This window comes from Actinomadura sp. GC306 (assembly GCF_004348665.1).
Taxonomy (GTDB): Bacteria; Actinomycetota; Actinomycetes; order Streptosporangiales; family Streptosporangiaceae; genus Spirillospora.
Map to the genome: position 1 here is coordinate 1 of NZ_SMKM01000105.1, position 20,247 is coordinate 20,247.

The following is a 20,247-nucleotide window of genomic DNA, read 5'->3' on the forward strand; positions in this document are numbered from 1 at the left end:
GTCGGTGTCGGCGCCCTCGACCGCGTGGTGGGCGCCATTGAGGGCGACCTCGCTCAGGCCGCCTGAGCGGCCTGGTGGTCAGGCTGTTAGGAGCGGGACGTCCAGTTTTGCGCGCAGGTCGTCGGCGGAGATGTCGAACGACTCCAGCAGGCGGACACCCTCGGGGGTGATCTCGAAGACGGCCTGGTCGGTGTACACGCGGCTGACGCAGCCGACCCCGGTCAGCGGGTACGTGCAGGCGGGCACGAGTTTCGGGGCGCCGTCCCGCGCGAACAGCGACATCATCACGTAGACCTGCTTGGCGCCGATCGCCAGGTCCATCGCGCCGCCGACGGCGGGGATCGAGCCGGGCGCGCCGGTGTCCCAGTTGGCGAGGTCGCCGCCCGCCGACACCTGGAAGGCGCCCATGACGCACACGTCGAGGTGGCCGCCGCGCATCATCGCGAAGGAGTCGGCGTGGTGGAAGTACGCGGCCCCCGGCAGCTCGGTGACGGGCACCTTCCCGGCGTTGGTGAGGTCGGGGTCGACGTCGTCGCCCGTCGCCGCGGGGCCCATGCCGAGCATGCCGTTCTCGGTGTGCAGGACGACCCCGAGCTCGGCGGGGAGGTGGTCGGCGACCTTGGTGGGCTGGCCGATGCCGAGGTTGACGAAGCTGCCCGGCGCGATGTCCTGCGCGACGCGGGCGGCGAGCTGGTCACGGTCGAGCGGCATCAGCGGGCTCCCTGCACGGTGTAGTGGCGTGGCTCTACCTGGACGATGCGGTCGACGTAGATGCCCGGCGTGACGACGGCCTCCGGGTCGAGCTGCCCCGCGTCCACGATCGAGGAGACCTGGACGATCGTCATCGCGGCGGCGGCGGCCATCACCGGGCCGAAGTTCCGGGCCGTCTTGCGGTACACGAGGTTGCCCATCGTGTCGGCGGTGTACGCGGTGATCAGGGCGACGTCCCCGCGGATGGGGTATTCGAGGACGTAGTCGCGCCCGTCGATCGTGCGGGTCTCCTTGCCCTCGGCGAGCGGCGTGCCGACGCCCGTCGGGCAGTAGAACGCTCCAATGCCCGCGCCGGCGGCCCGCATCCGCTCGGCGAGGTTGCCCTGCGGGACGACGTCCAGCTCGATCTCCCCGCGCCGGTAGAGGTCGTCGAAGACGTAGGAGTCGACCTGGCGGGGGAAGGAGCACACGACCTTGCGGACCCGGCCGGCCTTCAGCAGGGCGGCCAGGCCCACCTCACCGTTGCCGGCGTTGTTGGACACGATGGTGAGGTCGCCCGCGCCGTGCCGGATCAGGGCGTCGATGAGGTCGAACGGCATGCCGGCGAAGCCGAAGCCGCCGACCAGGACGGTGTCGCCGTCCTTGACGGCGCGCACCGCCTCGTCCGGTGACGCGAGTATCTGGGCCTTGCTCACGCTGCTCCTCCAGAGAAGGGGTCCTCCGCCACGGCGGGCTTCGTGAACGGCAGCACGAGCCGCGACCGGTGGGCGGCGTCACGGTCGATCCTATGGGTGACCGGGCGGCGGACCGGCAGGTGGAAAGGCGTCCGGGGGCGGCAGCGCGGCACGCCGTGCATGAAATCCGGTTGTGGCAGGCTTGCCGGGTATGCCGGTGGTTCTGATCGCAGAAGTGCGGGTGGACGGAGGGGCGCCTTCATGACCGAGCACCAGGGGCACGGCGGGCATCAGGGGCACGGCGGGCATGAGGGCCACGGTGACCATGTGGGGGAGTTCCGGCGGCTGTTCTGGGTCATGCTCGTCCTGGCCGTGCCGGTGGTGGGCTTTTCCGGCGCCTTCGCCTCGATCGTCGGCTACGAACTGCCGGACGCGGGCTGGGTCACCTGGATCTCGCCGGTCCTGGGCACGGTCATGTACGTCTGGGGCGGCCGTCCGTTCCTGACCGGCGCCGTCGACGAGGTGCGCTCCCGCGCGCCCGGGATGATGTTGCTGATCTCGCTGGCCATCACCGTCGCCTTCGTCGCGTCATGGGGTGCGGCACTGGGCGTCGTCGCCGAGCACCTGGACTTCTGGTGGGAGCTCGCGCTGCTGATCGTGATCATGCTGCTCGGGCACTGGATCGAGATGCGCTCCCTCGCGCGGACGAGCTCCGCCCTCGACTCGCTGGCCGCGCTGCTGCCCGACGAGGCCGAACGCTACGAGGGCGAGCAGCTGGTCACCGTCCATCCCGACGACCTGCGGGTCGGCGACGTGGTGCTGGTGCGGCCCGGCGGCAGCGTGCCGGCGGACGGGCGCATCGTCGGCGGCGAGGCCGGGATGGACGAGTCGATGGTCACCGGCGAGTCCCGCACCGTCCGCCGCGGCCCGGGGGAGGACGTCGTGGCCGGGACCGTCGCGACCGACTCGGGACTGCGCGTCGAGATCACCGCCACCGGCGAGGACACCGCGCTGGCCGGCATCCGGCGCCTGGTGGCGGAGGCGCAGGGCTCCTCCTCCCGGGCGCAGCGGCTGGCCGACACCGCCGCCGGGTGGCTGTTCTGGTTCGCGCTGGGCGCCGCCGTCATCACCGTCCTGGTCTGGGGGCTGCTGCTCGGCTACGCCGACGACGCGGTGACCCGCACGATCACCGTCCTGGTCATCGCCTGCCCGCACGCGCTCGGCCTGGCCATCCCGCTGGTGGTGTCGATCGCCACCGAGCGCGCCGCCCGCGGCGGCGTCCTGGTCAAGGACCGGCTGGCCCTGGAGAGCATGCGCACCGTGGACGCCGTGCTGTTCGACAAGACCGGCACCCTCACCAGGGGCGAGCCCGTCGTCATCGCCGTCGAACCGGCGGAGGGGCTCACCGAGGCGGAGGTGCTCGCGGCGGCGGCCGCCGCCGAGACCGCGAGCGAGCACCCGCTCGCCAAGGCGATCGTCCGCGCCGCCGCCGAGCGGGGCCTGGACGTCCCCCCGGCGGGCGACTTCAGTTCGTCCCCGGCCCTCGGCGTCACCGCCACCGTCGCCGGCCGGCGGATCCGGGTCGGCGGCCCCCACCTCCTCGCCGAGGAGGGCAGGGAGGAACTGCCGGTTGCCGAGCGGTGGCGGGCCGACGGAGCGATCATCCTGCACGTCCTCCGGGACGGCCGGGTGATCGGCGCGCTGAAGCTGGCCGACGAGATCCGTCCCGAGTCGCGGGAGGCCGTCACCGCGCTGCACCGGCGGGGCATCGAGGTGGTCATGATCACCGGGGACGCGCGGGCGGTCGCCGAGTCGGTCGGCGCCGAGCTGGGCATCGACCGCGTCTTCGCCGGCGTCCGGCCCGAGGACAAGGCCGCGACCGTGCGGGCGCTGCAGGACGAGGGCCGTCGCGTGGCCATGGTCGGCGACGGCGTCAACGACGCGCCCGCGCTGGCCCAGGCCGACGTGGGCATCGCGATCGGCGCGGGGACCGACGTCGCGATCGCGTCCGCCGGGGTCATCCTGGCCGGCGACGACCCGCGCTCGGTCCTGTCGGTCATCGACCTGTCGAAGGCCGGCTACCGCAAGATGAAGCAGAACCTCTGGTGGGCCGCGGGTTATAACCTGATATCGGTCCCGCTCGCGGCGGGCGTCCTGGCCTTCGCCGGCTTCGTGCTCCCGATGTCGGTCGGTGCGCTCCTGATGTCGCTGTCCACGATCGTGGTGGCGCTGAACGCGCAGCTCCTCCGAAAACTGGATCTTAACCCCCAAAACGCCGTTTAGCCCCATGCGTGGACAATTGACCGGCACCTTGCTGGCAAGCTGAGAGGAGATGAAAGCGAACCGACGCGAATGCGTCCCGCCGAACGCGGGGCGGCCCGAGCTCGACCGGCCCGCCGCGGATCCCACCGCGGTACTGGCCGCCGAGCGCGACCGGCTCGCCGCCGAGCTGGCCGCCGAGCGGGAGCGGACGGCGCTGCTCGCCGACGCTTCCGACGACCTGCTCGCATCGCTCAACCTGGAGCGGTGCATGGACGTGACCGCGCGGCTGGCGGCCCGGCACCTGGCCGAAGGGGCCGTGGTGATCGTCCCCCGGTCCGGGCGCGGCAACCCCGTCTCCACGTGCGGCCCCGGCGGGCGGGTCGAGCACACGGTGCTGCCGATCGACCCGGCCGAGGTCGAGGGCCTGGCCGACGCCCTGCGGGGCTTCCCGCCGGTTCCGCACCGCTGGATCGACCCGCGCGGCGCCCCCGGCTGGATCACCGGCGTCGTGCCCGAGCCGCCCGCCTCGATCCTGCTGATCGCACTTCCCGGGCACGGCGTGCCGGCGGGGGCGCTGGTGCTGCTGCGCGGCTCCGGGCCCGAGGCGTTCTCCGCGTCGGAGGAGCTGACCACCCGCCTGTTCGCGGGGCGGGCCGGCGCGGCGCTGTCGGCCGCCCGGCTGTACGCCGAGCAGGCGGCGATCACCGCGACGCTGATGAGCGAGCTGCTGCCGCCCCGCGACCACGAGCTGGACGGCGTGGAACTGGCGGCGCGCTACCGCCCGTCCGGGGACGGCGACCTCGTCGGCGGCGACTTCTACGACGTCTATCCCGCCAGCGTGGACGCCCCCGACGGTGAGTCGCTGGTCGTGCTGGGCGACGTGTGCGGCAAGGGGCTGGAGGCCGCCGTCCTGACCGGCAAGATCCGCAACACCTTCCGGGCCCTGCTGCCGATGGCCGACGACCACCGGCGCGTCCTGGAACTGCTCAACGGGATGCTCCTGTACGGCGAGGCGACCAGGTTCGTGACGCTGGTGCTGGCCTCGGCCCGCAGGCAGGGCGCGCAGGTCCGGCTGCGGCTGACCAGCGCGGGCCACGCCGCCCCGCTGATCATCCGGGTGGACGGGACGGTCGAGACCGCCGCCACCCGCGGCTCCTTGATCGGCGTCCTGGAGGAGATCGACACGACGACCGCGGAGGAGGTCCTCGACCCCGGGGACGCGTGCCTGCTGTACACCGACGGCATCACCGAGGCCGCCGGCGGGCCGCTCGGCGACGAGGAGTTCGGCGAGGAGCGGCTGCGCGCCGAACTCGCCGGCTGCGGCGGGATGCCGCCCGAGGCGCTGGTCGAGCGGGTGCACATGCTCGCCGCCGAATGGGTGGGGACCGGCGGGCACGACGACATGGCGGTGATCGCGATCACCGCTCCCGGGCGGCCCCGGCCGAATGAAACCGGGGGACGGGGAAGGCTCAGCGCATGACCACGGGGCAGACGCCGGACGGTCTCTGGGAGGCCGTCAGCACCGGCGACGAGTACACCGCGACCGACATCGTGCTGGCGGAGCTGGACGCCGGGATGGACCCCGAAGAGCTCCTGCTGGACGTCATCGCGCCCCTGCAGGCCCGTGTCGGGCGCGAATGGGCGGCGAACCGCATCAGCGTCGCGCAGGAGCACACCGCCACCGCCGTGAACGAGCGCGTGCTCGGCGCGGTCGCCCACCACCCGGCCGTCCGGCGGCGGCAGCGGGAGCGGGCGCCGGAGCATCCCGGCCGCATCGCGGTGGCCTGCATCGACGGCGAGTGGCACGCGCTGCCCGCCCGGCTCGTGGCCGAGGTGCTGCGGCTGCGCGGCTGGCGGGTCGACTACCTCGGCGCGCAGGTGCCGACCCCGCACCTGATCTCCCACCTGCACCTGACCGGGCCGGCCGTGGTGGCGCTGTCGTCGTCGATCGCGACCCGGCTGCCGGCCGCGCACGCGGCCATCACCGCCTGCCAGTCGACCGGCACCCCCGTCCTGGTCGGCGGCGCCGCCTTCGGGCACGACGGCCGCTACGCCGGGCTGCTCGGCGCGGACGCGTGGGCCCCCGACGCCCGCGCCGCGGCCGACCGGCTGGCGCAGGGCCCGCTGCCCAAGCCGCCGCCCGCCCACCGAGCCATCGACGACCTGCCGCACCTCGCCGACCAGGCGTACGCCCACGTCACCCGGGAGGCGCCGAAGCTGATCCGGCACGTGCTCGGCGAGCTGGAGTCGCGGTACGCCCCGATGGCCGGTTACACCGACGAGCAGCGGCGCCGCACGACCGAGGACGTCGCGCACATCGTCGACTTCCTCGCCACCGCCCTCTACCTGGACGACCCGGGCCTGTTCACCGACTTCCTCGGGTGGACGGCCGACATCCTCGCGGTCCGCGGCGTCCCGGCGGACAGCCTCCCGCCCGTGCTGGACCTGCTCGCCGAGCGGCTCACCGACCACCCGCGCGCCATCGGCATGCTCGCGGACGCCCAGAAGACGCTGCAGGAACGGCTACCTGCGCAGGACACCGCCTGACCAGTCGGTCACCGTGTCGGCTCACCGCCTCGGTTCACCGTGTCGGCTCACCGTGTTGGCTCACCATGTCAGCTCACCGTGTCGGCTTACCGCGTTGGTTCACCGCGTTGGCTCCACCGCGTAAGTTCACCCCGCAGTTCACCGCGTTGGCTCACCGCGTCGGCTCACCTCGTCAGCTCAGCGCGTCCGCTGCCGCTCCCGCTGCTCGGCATCCCGTGCCCCGGGCAGCGCACCGTCCTGCTCGGCCGCGCGGCCGATGCCCGAGCACATCCCGCCGAAGACCCGGTCGTGGAAGGGCCGGAACGCCCACCAGTAGGCGTGCCCCGCCAGGCCGCGCGGGTGGAACAGCGCCCGCTGCGTGACCTCCGTCCGGGGGCCGTCCCGGCGGACGCCGAGTTCGAGCCAGGCGAGGCCCGGCAGCCGCATCTCGGCCCGCAGCCGCAGCAGCCGCCCCGGCTCGATCTCCTCCACGCGCCAGAAGTCCACGGTCTCCCCGACCCGCAGCCGGCGCGGGTCGCGGCGGCCGCGCCGCAGCCCGACCCCGCCCACCAGCCGGTCCAGCGCGCCGCGGACCCGCCAGGCGAGCGGGAAGGAGTACCAGCCGCGCTCCCCGCCGACCGCCTCGATCGCCGCCCACACCCGCTCGGGCGTCGCGCGCGTCGGGCAGGCGCGCTCGTCGGTGTAGAGGCTGCCGCCCGCCCAGTCCGGATCGGTCGGCAGCGGGTCGCTGGGCGCCCCCGGCGTGCTGGCCGACGACCACCGCGTGGCGACGTCCGCCTCCCGGACGCGCCGCAGCGCCAGCGCCACGGACAGGTCGAACCCGATCGGCGCGGCGGGCGGCGGAATGTACTCGTCGATGTCGTGCTCGCGGCGGACGACCTCGTTGCGCAGCGACTCCACGAGCGGGCGCGCGAGCGCACCGGGGACGGGCGTGATGCCGCCCACCCACAGGCTCGACAGCCAGGGGCTCAGCACCGGCACCGGGACGATGACCCGGCGCCGCAGCCCGGCCACGGCCGCGTACCGACGCATCATCTCGGCGTAGGTCAGGACGTCGGGGCCGCCGATGTCGAACCCGCGGTTCACCTCCGGGGGCAGGTCCCCGGCGGCGACCAGGTAGTACAGGACGTCCCGGATCGCGATCGGCTGGATCTGCGTGTGCACCCACTGGGGCGTGACCATCACCGGCAGCCGCTCGGTGAGGTACCGCAGCATCTCGAACGACGCCGACCCCGAGCCGATGATCACCGCGGCGCGCAGCCAGGCCGTGGGGACCCCGCTGCCGAGCAGGATCTCGCCGACCTCGGCGCGCGACCGCAGGTGCGGGGACAGCTCCTCCTCGGGGTCCATGCCGCCGAGGTAGACGAGCCGCCCGGTGCCCGCCTCCCGCGCCGCGTCCGCGAAGGTGCGGGCCGCCCGCCGGTCGGTGTCGGCGAAACCGCCCGCGCTGCCGATCGCGTGGATGAGGTAGTAGGCGACGTCCACCCCCTCCAGGGCGCGGCGCGTGCCGGCGGGATCGGTGGCGTCGGCCTCGACGATCTCCACCCGGTCCGCCCACGGATGGTCCCGCAGCCGCCCCGCCGACCGGGCCATGCACCGCACCCGGTGCCCCGCGTCCAGCAGCTCCGGCACCAGCCGGCCGCCGATGTACCCGCTCGCGCCCGTGACCAGGCACAACCGCGCGCTCACCGGCCGGCCTTGTAGATCATGACCATCGTTGACCCCCCGATCGGGCTCCTCGTACCCGCCGTCCCCGCGCGTATGCGTGCCGGGGTGGGGCCCGTTTCCGCCGGTCAGGCCAGGGCGAAGAGGATCGCCACGGCGGCGAGGAGGACGGCCAGCAGGGTCGTGGTCAGCACGGCGGCGGGGTCGGCCGCGCCGGCGCCCTCGGGGAGCCTGCGGCGGCGGTGCCGGAAGCTCGCCCGGCTGCGCCGCAGCTGCAGCGCCGCGGCGCCGCAGACCACGGCCGCCGCGAGCGCCGCGCCGGCCGTGGTCGGCGCGAGCTGCACGCACAGCAGCCCGGCGGCGATCAGGGCGAGGGTGGTGCGGGACCACGCGAGCGCCGTCCGCTCCGGCTGCGCGCCCGGATCCCAGAGCCGGCGGGGGCTCACCGGGTGAGCAGGACCGCGACGAGCAGGACGATGGCCGCCGCGGCGAGCCCGTAGGCCAGCAGCGGGGCGAGCGCGGGCGGCGGCAGCGTCTCGGCGCGGCGCAGCGCCCGCTCGGTGTGCAGCCAGCGGTGGAACGCGAGCGCCGCGACGAGCGCCCCGATGGCGGCGGACCCGATCGACAGGACGTGCCGCAGCGGCGCCTCGACAAGGTCGTCGACGAGCGCCAGCCCGATCCCGGCCGCGACCAGCGCCAGCGCCGTCCGGATCCAGGCCAGGAACGTGCGCTCGTTGGCGAGCGAGAAGCGCGGGTCGGGGTCGCTGCCCTCCGCCAGGAGGCGGCCGGTCCAGCCGCGGCCCCGCGGTCCCGGGCGGTCGGTGGCGGTCACCGTGCCATTGATACCAGCCGGTGCCGCCGGCCCGTGCTGGCGGCCCGTGCTGGCGGCCCGTGCTGGCGGCCCGTGACGTCCGCGGGCTATTTGACCGCTATGCCGCCGTAGAGCCAGGCGCCGCCGCTCTGCGCGGCCTCCGCGGCGTCGGCGTGCCACCGGTTGAGCTTCACCAGGCCCGGTTCCACGAGGCGCAGGCCGTTGAACATGCGCAGGATGCGGTCGTAGTCGCGGAAGACCATGGGCGCCGAGGCGTTCTCGTAGGCGGTCTCGATGATCTCCACCAGGTCGGCCGGGCGGTCGTCGAGAGTGCTGTGCGAGATGACGAGGTGGCTGCCGGGGGCCATCCGGTCGGTGAAGGCGGCCACGATGGCGGCGGGGTCCTCCTCGTCGGTGACGAAGTGCAGCATGGCGTTGAAGATGACGCCGACCGGGCGGCTGAAGTCGATGAGGCGGGCCACCTCGGCGGAGGCGAGGACGGTCTCGGGCTCGCGCATGTCGGCCTGCAGCGCGGCGGTGCGGTCGTCGGCGGCCAGCAGGGCGCGGGCGTGCGCGATGACGATCGGGTCGATGTCCACGTAGACGACGCGCGCGTGCGGGTGGAGGCTCTGCGCGACCTCGTGGACGTTGCCCTGGTTCGGCAGGCCGGCGCCGAGGTCGATGAACTGGTCGATGCCCTGCCCGGCGACGTAGGAGATGGCGCGGCCGAGGAAGCGGCGGTTCGCGCGTATCGCCTCGACGCCGTCCGGGATCGAGGCGATGAGGTGGCCGGAGAGTTCGCGGTCGGCCGCGTAGTTGTCCTTGCCGCCGAGGACGTAGTCGTACATGCGGGCCACGTTCGGGGTGTTCGGGTCGATCCCCTGTGGCACGCCGGGCTGTTGCGACACCGGTGGTTCCCGTCTGCCGTGGGCGTTGGAGCGTCGGGGAATGATCTTAGCCTCCGGATCGGGCGAAAGTAATGATTTACCCTTCTCGCTGTGCCACGATGACGCTGATCACTGCCCCGCCCATGGAGCGCGCATGGAATTCGGCCTCAACGGCAAAGTCGTGGACGTCGGCGTCGAGCCCGCGGAGACCGTGGCGGAAGTGCTGCGGGAGCGGGCCGGCCTGACGGGGACCAAGGTCGCCTGCGGGACGGGCGTGTGCGGCACCTGCACCGTGCTGCTGGACGGGCGCACGGCGGCGAGCTGCCTGCTGCCCGCTGGCGCGGCGGCGGGCCGCGAGATCACGACCGTCGAGGGACTCGGCGGTGACCATCCGGTGCAGCGGGCCTTCGCCGCCCACGACGCGCTGCAGTGCGGCTACTGCACGCCGGGCTTCGTGGTGGAGGCGGCGGCGTTCACGGACCGCTGGCGCGCCGAGCACGGCACGGCCGAGCCGTCCCGCGAGCAGATCGCCGAGGCGCTGGCGGGCCACCTGTGCCGCTGCGGGGCGTACGCCGGCATCTACGCGGCGGTCGCCGCGGCATGCCGGGGCGAGCACGACGCGGGCGAGGTGACGCCGCCGCGCGTGGAGGCGCTCAGCAAGATCACGGGTGCGGCGAAGTACACCGCGGACATCGTCCTCGACGGGCAGCTCGAAGGCGTGATCGTCCGGTCGCCGCACGCGCACGCGAAGGTGGGCGGGATCCGGTTCGACGGCCCGCTGGCCGAGATGCTGCCGCCCGACCGCGTCGTCCGGTACGTGGGCCAGCCGGTGGCCGCGGTCGCCGCGCCCACCCGGGCCGAGGCCCTCGCCGCCGCCGCGCGGGTCGAGGTGGACTACACCGAGCTGCCCGCCGTCCTGGCATCGGACGCCGAGACCCCCGTCTACCCCACCAAGGAGTCGCGCGGGTGGGCGCCGCGCGCCAGCGAGGGCCCGCTCTCCTCCGCGAAGTGGAACGGCAACGTGCGCGGGCCCGCCGGCATGAGCTGGCGCGGCGGCACGGCCGCGAAGCGCATCGAGAAGGCCCGGGGCGACGACGCGCAGACCCTTGTGGAGGCCACCTACACCACCGGCGTCCAGGCCCACACGTGCATGGAGCCGCACGGCTGCGTGGCCCGCTGGGAGGGGGAGGAGCTACATCTCCACCTGTCCACGCAGGCCGTGACGCGCGTCGCGGAGCAGGCGGTCAAGCGGTGGAAGCTCCGTCCCGAGCAGCTCCACATCGTGGCCGAGCACGTCGGCGGCGGTTTCGGCTCCAAGGTGAACGTCACGTCCGACGTGGTCGCCGCCGTGGAGCTGTCCCGCCTGCACGGCGCGCCGGTCCGGGTCGTGCTCAGCCGGCCGGAGGAGCTCGTCGACGGCGGCACCCGCCCCGGGGTGCGCATCGAGCTGGCCCTCCTCGCCGACGCGGACGGGAAGCTGTCCGCCTTCACGATGGACGCCCACGGCGACTCCGGCGTCTCCATCGGGTCCAACGCGGCCTGGCACTCGCGGTTCTTCTACGGCAACGCGCCCCGCCGGATCCGCGACTACGACCACGTCACCAACCGCGCCCCCGGCATCCCCTTCCGCGGCCCCGGCCTGCCGCCGATGCTGTGGGCGCTGGAGCAGAGCGTGGACGAGATGGCGCTGCGCCGCGGCGAGGACCCGATCGAGCTGCGCCGCCGCTGGGACGGCAACGCCAAGCGGCACGCGCTGTACGACCGGGCCGCGGAGCTGCCGATGTGGCGCGAGCGCACCGATCCCGGCGACGGCCGCGTCCGCCGCGGCGTGGGCGTCGCGGCCGCCAACTACATGTACTTCCTCGACCCCGGCACCAAGGTCTCGCTGACCGTCGAGCAGGGCGCCGTCGTCGCCCGCATCGCCACCCAGGACATCGGGACCGGCAGCCGCACGGTGATCGCCGAGGTCGTGCGGTCCGCGCTCGACCTGCGGCCCGGCCAGGTCCGCGTCGAACTCGGCCACAGCGACCACGCCTACGGGCCGACCTCCGCCAGCAGCTGCACCACCCCGTCCATCGCCCCGGCGGCGCAGGACGCCGCGGACCGCCTCCGCAAGGCCCTCGCCGGCCGCTCCCTCGAAGAGGCCGAGGGGCTCGGCGTCGTCGGCCGCCGCCCGCGGGACCGCCGCGGATACGTCACGCCGTTCCCGCTGGACCACTTCGCCATCGGTCGGGGCTTCTCGGGCGCGGTCGTCGTCACCGAGGTCGAGGTCGACACGCTGCTCGGGCGGATCAGGCCCACCCGCGTCTGGAGCGGGGTGACCTCCGGCCACGTCTACGCGCCCCGGCTGGCCCGCAACCAGTGCGAGGGCGGGATCATCCAGGGCATCGGCTACGCCCTGTACGAGCAGCGGCACGACGACCCGTCCACCGGCACCGTCCTCACCGCGAACCTGGAGGACTACCGGATTCCCGGCATCGCCGACACCCCGGAGATCGACGTGCACTTCCACACCGAGGGCTGGGACCACGTGCCCGGCCGCGGCATCGGCCTCGGCGAGGTCTGCACGATGGCGGTCGCCGCCTCTATCGGCAACGCCGTCCGGCACGCCACCGCCCGGCGCCCGCACGACCTGCCCATCCGGCCCGACCTGCTGCTGAAGGGGATCGGCGCGTGACCGGCAACATGATCGGCAACGCCGTCCGGCACGCCACCGGCCGCCGCCCGCACGACCTGCCCATCCGGCCCGACCTGCTGCTGGAGGGGATCGGCGCGTGACCAGCACCATCGAGGCCGCCGCGCAGGCCGTCCGCGACACCGGCGGCGAGCTGCGCGCCGGCGGCACCGACGTCATGACCCGGGCGGCGGGCACCCCGGTCGACCTGCTCGGCGTCCCCGGGCTGCGCGGCACCGAGTGGCGGCCGGACGGCTCGGCCCGCATCGGCGCCCTCACCCCCATCGCCGACCTGCTCGCCGACGCCCGGCTGACCGCCGCCTATCCCGCGCTCGCCGCGACGGCCGCCGCCGTCGCCACCCCGCAGATCCGCAACATCGCCACCGTCGGCGGCAACCTGCTGCAGCGCAACCGGTGCTGGTACCTGCGCCACCCGGGCTTCACGTGCCACCAGACGGGCGGCGACACCTGCCCCGCCCGCGACGGCAACGACCTGTACTCGGCCGTCCTCGACCAGGGCCCCTGCATCGCCCCGCATCCGTCCTCGCTCGCCGTCGCCCTGCTCACCTATGCCGCGACGGCCGACGTCCACGGCCGCTCCGCGCTGGGCGTCGCCGACCTGTACGGGGACGGCGGCGACCCCACCCGCGACCACCTCCTGGACGCGGGCGAGATCCTCCAGGCCGTCGTCATGCCCGCGCCCGTACCGGGTGAGCGGGCCGCCTACCGGCGCGCGACATCCCGGGAGATGGCGGAGTGGCCGCTGGTCGAGGCCGCCGCCCGGCTCACCCTCGACGGCGACACCGTCACGTCCGCCGCGGTGGCCGTCGGCGGAGTGGCGCGCACGCCCCTCCTCCTTCCGGAGGTGGCCGACGCCCTGGCCGGCAAGCCCGCCACGGAGGAGAACCTGGCCGCCGCGGCCGACCTGGCGACCGCCCGCTTCAGCCCGCCGCCGCGCAACGCCTACAAGGTGACCCTCCTCCGCACCACCTTGATCGACACCCTCACCGCCTGCCTCGCCCCGCCTGCAAGGTGACCCTCCTCCGGAGCACCTTGATCGACACCCTCACCGCCTGCCTCGCCCCGACGGCGCGCTGACGCGTCCGGGCGCTTCGCCGGGGCGGCGCCGTGCCCGTCAGCGCAGCCGGTGGTGGAGCGGCGCGGCCAGCTCGGTGGTGCTCATGATCAGGGCGACGGTGTAGTCGACGAGGTGGTCGCGGCCGATGTCGAGATCGCCGCGGAACCAGTTGGTGAACAGCTCCCACAGGCCGGCCGTGAGGGTCAGCCCCGTCAGCTCCAGATCGGTCTGGGGGAGCGAGACGTCGTCGAGGGTCTCGTGGGTCTGGGCGGCGAAGATGCCGGCCAGGCTCCGGATGATCTCGACCCGCCGCCGCTGGAGCAGGGGCGACGACGGGAACGCGTGGGTGAGGATGTGCGCGCGGCGCGGGTCCGAGGTCAGGAAGCCGAACACGGCGGTCACCACGGCGCGGGTGCGGGCCTGCGGGTGCCGGGGCGCCTCGCCGGCGGCGGTCAGGATCACCGCGGTGCCCTGGGCGACCTGGTCGTCCACGACCGCCAGGATCAGTGACTCCCGGTCCGGGAAGCTCTCGTAGAAGTAGCGGTCGTTGAGGCCGGCCTCGGCGCACACCCCCCGCACGGTCGTGGCCGCCCATCCCCGGGTGCCCAGCAGCTCCAGCCCGGCCGCCAGCAGCGCGGCGCGGCGGCGGGCACGCCGCTGCTCGGCGGGCACGCCGCGGTAGGGGCGCGCGCGGGGCGTCTCAGGCTGCACGGCACCGATTGTGCCGCATCCCTTGACTTCGCCGGTGAATCTGGAGACCGTAATCACCAGATACTTCTGGTGTACTGCTTCACCAGTTTGCTCGGACGAGACGGGAGCGTGCGGTCCGGTGACGACGGAGAACCCCCCGCAGATGACGCCGGCGGACATCGACCTGGGCGACCTGCGCTTCTGGTCCCGCCCCCTGGACGAGCGGGCGCGGGCGTTCGCGGTGCTGCGCGCCCAGCCGACACGGGTGTTCTCCACCCTGCCCAAGCTCCCGTTCCTGCCGCAGAGCCCGGGATCGTGGGCACTGGTCCACCACGCGGACGTGACGGAGGCCAGCCGCAACCCGCAGGTGTTCAGCAGCGAGCCCAGCGCCACCAGCCCGGCCGACATGCCGCGCTGGATGGACAAGTACTTCAACTCGATGATCGACATGGACGATCCGCGGCACGCGAAGATCCGCCGGATCGTGTCGCGGGCGTTCAGCCCGCGGATGCTCGCCAAGGCCGAGGACGACATCGCGCGGCGCGCCGCCCGGATCGTGGACGAGCTGATCGAGGCCGGCAGCGGCAGCGACTTCGTGTCCGGGGCCGCGGCGCGGCTCCCGGTCGAGGTCATCTGCGACATGCTGGGCATCCCGGCCCGGCACTACCGCCGGGTGGTGGACCTGACCAACATCATCGTCGGCTACAGCGACCCCGAGTACGTGGGCGCGACCGTGCAGTACAGCAGCAGCGGCAAGGCGGAGATCGGCCGGATCGACACCGTCCGCATGCTGGGCACGGTGGCGTCGGCGGGCTGGCGGCTGCACCGCCTGGCGGCCCAGCTCGGCCGGGAGCGCAGGAAGAGCCCCACCGACGACCTGACCTCGGCGCTGGTGAACGCCAACGTCGACGGCGAGCGGCTGAGCCCGCGCGAGTTCGCCACGTTCTTCCTGCTGCTGGTGGTCGCGGGGAACGAGACGACCCGCAACGCCATCGCGCACGGCCTGAAGCTGTTCACCGAGCACCCAGAGCAGCGCGAACTGCTGCTGGCCGACTTCGACGGCCGGATCGCGGGCGCCGTGGAGGAGATCGTCCGCTTCAGCAGCCCGGTCATCTTCATGCGCCGCAACGTCACCCGCGACTACGAGATGAACGGCCATACCTACCGCAAGGGCGAGCGGGTGACGCTGTTCTACTGGTCCGCCAACCGGGACGAGTCGGTCTTCACCGACCCCGACACGTTCGACATCACGCGTTCGCCCAACCCGCACCTCGGCTTCGGTGGTCCCGGCCCGCACTTCTGCCTCGGCGCGAACCTGGCGCGGCGGGAGATCACCCTGATGTTCCGTGAGCTCTTCACCCGCCTGCCCGACATCGCGGCGGGGGAGCCGGACCGGCTCCAGTCTGGCTTCATCAACGGCTACAAGCGGATGCCCTGCACCTTCGGGACGCCCGCCACCGCGGCCTCCTCAGCCTGACGAGAGGTCGGCCTTGAGTATCAGCCGTAGTTGACGGCGTTCGGGCTCGGCTGCAGGGTGCCCTGGGTGAAGCTGCCGGGGCAGATGTCGCGCTGCTCCGCCTGCCAGGTCACCTCGGCGGGCAGCCAGCTGCCCCGCCACGACACGGCCCAGCCGCCGGCGGACGGGCACTGCGGGCTCGTCGCCCACTTCAGCCCCGCGTAGGCCGTCGCTCCCGGGCCCAGCGTGATCCGCATGCCGGCGTTCGGGTGGGGGTCGCGGGCACCCTCCACCGGCGCGTAGTACGGGCCTCCGCCGCCGCCCTGGCCGATCGGCGCCCAGCCCTTGGGCAGGACGCAGTCCGCCGTGGACCGGTTGGACAGCGTCAGGATCGCCAGCACCTTCTCCGCGGAGTCGGACGGCTGCTCGTGCACCTCGGCGATCAGCTGCCCCGCCAGGCAGACGGGCGTCTCGTAGCCGCCCGCCCTCGGGGACGAGGCCGGCTCGTCACCACCGGGGGAGGAGCCCTCCAGGGGCCCCGCCTCCTCGGGCTCCAGGCCGGTGCCGGGCTCCGCGGCGGTGGGCTCGGGCTCGCCCACGCTGAAGTCGAAGCTGCATCCGGTGACGGAGAGCGTCAGCGCCAGCCCGGCCCCGGCAAGCGCCACGATGGATCGGCGGTTGGCACTCTGCGTCATGGTGGGGACCCCCTCGCTTCTTGGTCAGTCGAAGGGTAAGACGGGCGATATGCCGCATTGGTTCAGGCGAAATTCCTGGTCGACGGTATGCCGCGTTCGTGCCCGCCCGGCGCGTCCCGTCCCGGGCGGGCACGGACGCGGGTCACCATCTGTAGTCGAGGAACTTGCCGTCGAACGTGATGACCACCCGGTCGCCCTCGGGGGCCGGGCGCCGGGCGAAGTCGACCTTGAAGTTGATGGCGCTCATGATGCCGTCGCCGAACTCCTCGTGGATCAGCTCCTTGAGCGCCGGCCCGTAGACCGAGAGCGCCTCCGCGAACCGGTAGATCGTGGGGTCGCTCATCACCGCCGGATCGGTGCCGCGGGTCGGCTGCAGCATCAGGCCCTCGGCGACCGCCTCGTCCAGTTCGAGCAGCGTGCAGACGCTTTGCGCCTGCTCCCGCGACAGCGGATGCTGCCCGAGCAGGGCCGCGGTCGTCCATACGACCGGGGCGTCGATCTCCTCGGCGATCCGGGTCCAGGTGAGGCCGCGCCTGATCCGCGCGGCGGTGACCAGGGCGGCGGCCTCGGACTTGCTCATGATCGGTTGCATCTCTGACTCCTCGGTCGGACGGGCGTCCGGGCAGACCTACCCGGATGCCCGCCCGGCCTCACCGCCCCGGCCTCAACGGCGGGTCCGCGCCCGGCGGCCGGTCACCGCGTGCCGAGCGCCCGGGTGACGCGGGGGTCGGTGGACGGGACCGGGTCCTCGCGGCCCACCCACGGCTCGCCGCCGAAATGCGCGGAGAAGATCTTCTCGGCGGTCCGGGTCGCGAGCGCCTGGGTGGTGAGCGTGGGGTTGGGGCCGCCGAGGCTGTTCGCGAGGGCCGAGTTGTCCGCGACGTACAGGCCGCCGACCCACCGGCTCTGCGCGTCGGCGTCCAGGACGGAGTCGCCGGCCCGGTGCCCCATCCGCATCGTCGAGTGGACGTGCAGCAGCAGCGGCGACCAGTCCATCCGGTAGACGGTGCGCGCCCCCGCCCGGCGCAGCAGCTCCGCCGCCCGATGCGCCAGGAACGTGCGGTTCTCCCGGGTGCGGCGGCTCCGGCTGCGGCCGTCGAGCCGGACCTTCGCGACCGCCCCGTGCTCGTCGGCCACCGGCAGCCCCGACAGCACGACCCGGTTGTCCGGCTCCACGTCGTCGGCGGTCAGCACGAGGATGTTCACCAGGCGGTCGATGCCGTTGCCCATCGCGTCCTTGAGTTCGGCGCCGAGGATCCGGCCCGTCCTGCCGTCCCAGGGCCCGGTCATGCCGCGCCCGTTGGTGTACGCGCCGCGGACGCCGCTGCCGGACATGGCGAACGCGAACGCCTGCGTCGCCGGCGGGATACCGATCTGCTCCAGGGCGCCGTGCCCCGGGTACTCGCACCGCATGTTGGAACTCGGCCCCTTGGACGACCCGGTCTCCTCGTCGAACAGGCCGGTCACCACGTCCAGGAAATGGTCGGTGTAGCCGCGTCCCACCCAGCCGTTCGGGTTCGGCAGGTCGCTGTTCAGCCAGAGCCGCGGCGTCTCGGTCGTGCCGCCCGCCAGGACGACGACGCGGGCGTCCTCCCGGTGCTGCTCGCCGGTCGCCACCGTCCGCCAGGTCACCCCGGTCGCGACGGTGCGCCCGTCGCGGCGGGCCGTGTGGACGCGGACGGCGAAGGCGTCCGGGAGCAGGGTGACCGCGCGGCCCTCCGCCGCCCAAGCCGGAGCGGTGAGCGCCATCGGGACGTAGCTGTTGTCGGTCGAGCGTTTGGCGAACAGGTTGCGCGGTGCCTTGATGGGCTCCATGCACCCCTGCTGGCAGAACCCGCAGAACGTGCAGCCCCGGGCCTGCGGATGGTGCAGCAGAGCCGGATCGGTCGTGCGGCCGGCCGTTCCATGGGGCTGCAGGATGGCGTTCTCCTGCGGGCGGTAGGCCGGGCCGGTCGTGTCCTTGGTCGTCTGGAGCGGGATGCCCATCCGCTCGGCACCGCGCAGGAAGATCTGTTCCTTCGTCCCGACCGGGGCGGTCTGCACGGGCAGCGTCGCCTCGACCCAGCGGTAGTAGGGGACGAGTTCCTCGTAGGTGAACGGGAACGCGTGCGCGGTGTCGTAGGCGTCGCGGTCGGGGCCGTCGTATCCGGCGAACGCTCCGCGGTAGGCACGCGGGGAGTTGCCGTAATAGTGCTGGGTGGTCCCGCCCACGCCGGACGACTGCAGCACGAACGAGTTCTGCGGCTCCTCCCGCAGCCACGCGGGACGGTCGCGGTCGGCGGGTCCGAACCGGAGGAACCCGGTGAGAGGGTTGTTGGCGTCGTTCTCGTAGTGCGTCCACGCGCCGCGCGGATCGGTGTAGTGCGGGCCTGCCTCCAGGAGGAGGACGTCGAGCCCGCGCGCGGCGAGTTCCTTGGCGACCACGGGGCCGCCGCCTCCCGCGCCGACGACGATCACGTCGCGCATCAGCCCGGCACCTCCGTCCGGCCCTGGTAGTAGCCCTTGAACTCGTCCCATCCGTCGGCCGAGGGCGTGTAGCCGGACGCGCGCCAGCCCGCGGGACGCCCCGTCAGCCGCCTGGTCTCCGGGTCGAACACCCCCCACTCGCTGTAGCCGCCGAGCGCGGCCAGGACCAGCAGGCCGTTGGCCAGGAACCGCAGCAGCCCGGAGACCGAGCGGTGGTACGGCTGCGGCAGATGCCGGTCGAGCAGCGCGACCAGATCGGCGTCGGGGCCTTCGAGGAGCCGGAACACCTCCGCCTTGCCCTCGTAGGACAGCCGGGAGAAGGGCGAGGCGAACGGACCCCAGAGCGTGCCCGGGTCGACCCGGACCGCCTCCAGGTTCAGCAGGAGCGCGACGACCGGGGCGAGCGGGACCGTGGCGTCGTTGCGCAGCAGGAGCCCAAGCCCGCGGTCGAGCCGCGCGACGCCGGCGTCCGGTTCGTCCTGCGGCCGGGGGAGCCGCAGTCCGCCCGCGCCCTGCGCCAGCGCCCGCAGCAGCGGCACCGCGATCTGGTCGGGGAACGGCACGAAGCGGTTGAGCATGTCGACCAGGAAGCCGGGCAGCCGCGCCTCGACACCGCCGGGCTCGGCACGGGGCGTGCCCTGGGCGCGGGAGTACGGATCGGGGCCCGGCATCACGAAGACGGCCAGGCCGCTCATCGTGTCGAGCGAGAGACGGTCCAGCGCCTCGGCGACGGCGTCCGTACCGGGGGGATCGGCGGGGTCGGCGGCGGCGGGCGGCGCGAGCAGGGCCGGGACGGCGGCGAACGCGCCGGTGAGCCCGGCCGCCTCCAGGAAAGCGCGGCGGTCCAAGGAAGGCATCGCCATGGGGGAGCCTCTTCCAGAGGGGGGATCGGGAGCAACGCGTTCCTGCTCCCCCGCGCCGCTCGGCCGAAACGGTCCCCGGATTCCGTATCCGGCCAGCGATCGGACGTTTGACCAGCCGATTTATCACCGGTTGACAGAACGTCCAAGAATCGCCCGGTTACGGCTGCGGTGGCGTGGACCGTATGTACGGCGCGAGCAGTTCGCGGGCGAGCCGCCGCGCGGCGCGTTCGGACAGGCCCTCCTCGATCATGCGGCTCAGGGTGTAGACGAGCGACTGGACGAGTTCGGCCGTCCGGTCGGGGTCGGAGGCGCCGTGTTCGGTCAGCGCCACGCGGAGCGGCCCCTGGAGCTCCCTGTGCAGCAGCCCGCTGGATTCGGCCAGCGTGTCGGTGCGGCCGAAGGCGGCGAGGGCGCGGACGAGCGCGTGGTCCCCGCGGGCGACGAGGCGGAGGTTGGCGTAGACGTAGGCCAGGATCCGGTCACCCGGGCTCTTGGCCCGTCCCATCCGCGCCCGGACGTAGGCGGACCAGCGCGGGAACGTGTCGACGATGAGGGCGTCGAGGAGATCGTCCCGCGACTTGAAGTAGGCGTACACGCTGGAGCGGGCGAGCCCGGCCCGGCGGGCGACCTCCGCCATGCTGGGCGCCCGCTCGGACTCCTCCGCCAGCAGGGAGCGGGCGGCGCCGAGCAGGGCGGCCCGCTGCGCGGCCCGGTGCTCCGCCACGGTCGGCGCCTGGATCTTCGGCACGCGGCCCCCTTCCCCCCGGC

Annotated in this window: 18 protein-coding genes; 6 read left to right on the forward strand and 12 right to left on the reverse strand. The window is 73.8% G+C overall.

Annotation, left to right across the window (positions count from 1 at the left end; genetic code table 11):
• Positions 1-78: 78 nt before the first annotated feature.
• The gene (locus tag E1200_RS16695) at positions 79-711 is read right to left on the reverse strand and encodes a 3-oxoacid CoA-transferase subunit B (RefSeq protein WP_131952949.1); all 633 of its coding nucleotides are present in this window, start codon (positions 709-711) and stop codon (positions 79-81) included.
• Positions 711-1,406: a 3-oxoacid CoA-transferase subunit A gene (locus E1200_RS16700; RefSeq protein ID WP_131952950.1), complete on the reverse strand. Its 696-nt coding sequence runs from the start codon at positions 1,404-1,406 to the stop codon at positions 711-713. Before E1200_RS16700 ends, E1200_RS16695 begins: the two co-directional genes overlap by 1 nt.
• A gap of 240 nt (positions 1,407-1,646) precedes the next feature.
• Between E1200_RS16700 and E1200_RS16705 the strand changes: the two genes are divergently transcribed.
• From E1200_RS16705 to E1200_RS16715, 3 genes are read left to right on the forward strand one after another with little or no spacing between them, the layout of a single operon-like run.
• Entirely contained in the window at positions 1,647-3,668 is a 2,022-nt protein-coding gene (locus E1200_RS16705; RefSeq protein ID WP_207933389.1) for a heavy metal translocating P-type ATPase, read from the forward strand.
• 49 nt (positions 3,669-3,717) lie between these two features.
• Positions 3,718-5,127 carry a GAF domain-containing SpoIIE family protein phosphatase gene (locus tag E1200_RS16710; protein WP_131952952.1) on the forward strand — a complete coding sequence of 470 codons (1,410 nt, stop codon included), beginning with the start codon at positions 3,718-3,720 and terminating at the stop codon, positions 5,125-5,127.
• Positions 5,124-6,194, forward strand: coding sequence for a B12-binding domain-containing protein (locus E1200_RS16715; RefSeq protein ID WP_131952953.1), 1,071 nt, complete (start codon positions 5,124-5,126; stop codon positions 6,192-6,194). The genes E1200_RS16710 and E1200_RS16715 overlap by 4 nt, the downstream gene beginning before the upstream one ends.
• A gap of 177 nt (positions 6,195-6,371) precedes the next feature.
• Here E1200_RS16715 and E1200_RS16720 read toward each other — a convergent pair whose 3' ends face one another.
• From E1200_RS16720 to E1200_RS16735, 4 genes are all read right to left on the reverse strand, one after another.
• Positions 6,372-7,883, reverse strand: coding sequence for an SDR family oxidoreductase (locus tag E1200_RS16720; RefSeq protein WP_131952954.1), 1,512 nt, complete (start codon positions 7,881-7,883; stop codon positions 6,372-6,374).
• Between the two features lie 104 nt (positions 7,884-7,987).
• Complete coding sequence (locus E1200_RS16725; RefSeq protein ID WP_131952955.1) at positions 7,988-8,305, reverse strand: DUF202 domain-containing protein; 318 nt, start codon at positions 8,303-8,305, stop codon at positions 7,988-7,990.
• Positions 8,302-8,691: a DUF202 domain-containing protein gene (locus E1200_RS16730; RefSeq protein ID WP_131952956.1), complete on the reverse strand. Its 390-nt coding sequence runs from the start codon at positions 8,689-8,691 to the stop codon at positions 8,302-8,304. Before E1200_RS16730 ends, E1200_RS16725 begins: the two co-directional genes overlap by 4 nt.
• A gap of 86 nt (positions 8,692-8,777) precedes the next feature.
• A complete protein-coding gene (locus E1200_RS16735; RefSeq protein ID WP_243708615.1) occupies positions 8,778-9,578 on the reverse strand; it encodes an SAM-dependent methyltransferase in 801 nt (266 codons plus the stop codon).
• A gap of 133 nt (positions 9,579-9,711) precedes the next feature.
• Here E1200_RS16735 and E1200_RS16740 point away from each other — a divergent pair, with 133 nt between their 5' ends.
• A complete protein-coding gene (locus E1200_RS16740; RefSeq protein WP_131952957.1) occupies positions 9,712-12,234 on the forward strand; it encodes a molybdopterin-dependent oxidoreductase in 2,523 nt (840 codons plus the stop codon).
• A gap of 97 nt (positions 12,235-12,331) precedes the next feature.
• Positions 12,332-13,267: an FAD binding domain-containing protein gene (locus E1200_RS16745; protein ID WP_243708616.1), complete on the forward strand. Its 936-nt coding sequence runs from the start codon at positions 12,332-12,334 to the stop codon at positions 13,265-13,267.
• 99 nt (positions 13,268-13,366) lie between these two features.
• On the opposite strand, the gene E1200_RS16750 is transcribed toward E1200_RS16745, so the two are convergent.
• On the reverse strand, positions 13,367-14,020 hold the full coding sequence (locus E1200_RS16750) for a TetR/AcrR family transcriptional regulator (protein WP_165950338.1): 654 nt from the start codon (positions 14,018-14,020) through the stop codon (positions 13,367-13,369).
• A 142-nt stretch (positions 14,021-14,162) separates the two neighbouring features.
• On the opposite strand from E1200_RS16750, the gene E1200_RS16755 reads away from it, so the two are divergent.
• Positions 14,163-15,476 carry a cytochrome P450 gene (locus tag E1200_RS16755; RefSeq protein ID WP_131952959.1) on the forward strand — a complete coding sequence of 438 codons (1,314 nt, stop codon included), beginning with the start codon at positions 14,163-14,165 and terminating at the stop codon, positions 15,474-15,476.
• Between the two features lie 20 nt (positions 15,477-15,496).
• On the opposite strand, the gene E1200_RS16760 is transcribed toward E1200_RS16755, so the two are convergent.
• From E1200_RS16760 to E1200_RS16780, 5 genes are all read right to left on the reverse strand, one after another.
• Entirely contained in the window at positions 15,497-16,150 is a 654-nt protein-coding gene (locus E1200_RS16760; protein ID WP_131952960.1) for a DUF4232 domain-containing protein, read from the reverse strand.
• 142 nt (positions 16,151-16,292) lie between these two features.
• Positions 16,293-16,742, reverse strand: a complete 450-nt coding sequence (gene cynS / locus E1200_RS16765; RefSeq protein ID WP_131952961.1) for a cyanase — start codon at positions 16,740-16,742, stop codon at positions 16,293-16,295.
• Between the two features lie 101 nt (positions 16,743-16,843).
• On the reverse strand, positions 16,844-18,616 hold the full coding sequence (locus E1200_RS16770) for a GMC family oxidoreductase N-terminal domain-containing protein (protein ID WP_131952962.1): 1,773 nt from the start codon (positions 18,614-18,616) through the stop codon (positions 16,844-16,846).
• Positions 18,616-19,479, reverse strand: a complete 864-nt coding sequence (locus E1200_RS16775; protein WP_131952963.1) for a hypothetical protein — start codon at positions 19,477-19,479, stop codon at positions 18,616-18,618. Before E1200_RS16775 ends, E1200_RS16770 begins: the two co-directional genes overlap by 1 nt.
• Before the next feature lie 157 nt (positions 19,480-19,636).
• The coding region (locus tag E1200_RS16780; RefSeq protein WP_243708617.1) for a TetR/AcrR family transcriptional regulator at positions 19,637-20,247 on the reverse strand (611 nt) is incomplete at its 5' end.